Source organism: Herbaspirillum lusitanum P6-12 (assembly GCF_000256565.1).
GTDB lineage: Bacteria > Pseudomonadota > Gammaproteobacteria > Burkholderiales > Burkholderiaceae_D > Herbaspirillum > Herbaspirillum lusitanum.
On record NZ_AJHH01000315.1, the window covers coordinates 1 to 1570 of the forward strand.

The following is a 1570-nucleotide window of genomic DNA, read 5'->3' on the forward strand; positions in this document are numbered from 1 at the left end:
TCGTTCATGGTCTTGAGCGCCTGCAGCAGTTTGCTGGTTTCATCCTTGCCGCTGCCGTCGATGTGCGAGGTCAGGTCGCCCGAGGCCACCGTCTCGGCGATGCTCACCGCCTCATTGAGCGGACGCGTGATGCTCAGCGTCAGCAGCCAGCCAAGAAGGCCGCCAAGGATCAATTCGATCATGCCCAGGCTCAGCAGCAAGGTGCGCCCCGATTGATAACTGTCGTTGATATGCTGCGCGGCCTGATTGATGATCTCGGTCTGGTAGTTGGCGTACTTCAGCACGCTGCCGGAGTACTCGTCCATCATCTTGACCAGTTTGGTGTTGGTCAGCTGCTTGGCTTCCTCTGCGTTGCCGGCGGTCTTCATCTTGAAAATATCTTCGCGCGTCGTGCGATAGACGGCGCGCAGCTTGCCGACTTCGTCGAACAGCTGCTTCTCTTCCGGTGAAGAAATCGCCGCTTCCACCCGTTTCTGGGTATCGCTGACCTTCTTCGATTCCGCATCGATCTGGGTCTGGAAGTACTTCTGGAATTCGGCATCGTCGCTGCGCATCACGGCGAAGGTGCGCACGCCGTTTTCCTTGATGGCGGCGTGCCAGCGCGAAGCGTCGCGTTCTTTCTGCAAGGCATTTTTCACCATGTCGTCGGTGGCGTCGCCGATGCCTTGCAGGCGCCAGACGCCGATGCCCACCATGACCGCCATCAACATCAGCATGGCGATAAAACCGATACCGAGTCGCACACCTATCTTGTAGTTCTTCATGGCCGTCTCCTTTTCCCGTACTGCGTTTTCATTTCCGCGCCGGTAGGCGCGAGCGTTGAATTATTGTTTTCGGTCCAGCGTATCACAGCGATTGGGCTTCAAACCGCAGGTGAGCGGTGCTTTGTCCGGCCTTTTGTCAACGCTGCGGTCAGCTGTACGTGAGGACGGGCGAAATTAACGCGATATGACCGGAATGCCGTCATGCAATAGTGACAACGTGCCGCTATAATCCAATGCTTCGGAAGTGCACCACGGCAATGCGCATGGCGCCGCATCACTCACTTCGCGATCACTTTCACGATCACATGACAATAAAACCGGACGTGGCTGCGCATGCCGCGGAATTAGAAAAACTGACACAGTCGCTGGTGCGTGAACGCGACGCCCGCCTGCAGGCCGACATCGCCACCGAAAGCCGCCTGCGCCAGCTGCAAGTGCTCGAAGCCGTCACTGCGGCTGCCAACGATGCCGACACGCTCGACCAGGCGCTGCAATTCGCCATCGATGAGATCTGCCGCTACACCGGCTGGCCGCTCGGTCACTGCTTCCACGTGCGTAAGGGCGCCAAGCCATCCGTCCTGGTTTCCAGCGGCATCTGGCATGGCGCCAACCGGCCCGAATTTTCCGCCTTCCGCTGCATGTCCGGCGACCCGCAATTCCTGGCCGAGCAAGACCTGCCCGGACGCGTGCTGAAGGAAGCCGCGCCGGTCTGGATCGTCAATCTCGGCGCTGATCGCGATGCGCTGCGCGCCGACATCGCACGCTCGGCCGGCATCCGCGCGGCGATCGCTTTTCCGGTGATGAGC

Annotated in this window: 2 protein-coding genes; one reads left to right on the forward strand and one right to left on the reverse strand. The window is 59.7% G+C overall.

Annotated features, from left to right (window positions below; translation table 11 throughout):
* Positions 1-764, reverse strand: a 764-nt coding sequence (locus HLUSI_RS0109825; RefSeq protein ID WP_016833804.1) for an MCP four helix bundle domain-containing protein, incomplete at its 3' end; no start/stop codon positions are given.
* Positions 765-1069: 305 nt separating this feature from the next.
* Between HLUSI_RS0109825 and HLUSI_RS0109830 the strand changes: the two genes are divergently transcribed.
* Positions 1070-1570: transcription factor MYC/MYB N-terminal domain-containing protein (locus HLUSI_RS0109830; protein WP_040503343.1), on the forward strand; the 501-nt coding region annotated here is incomplete at its 3' end.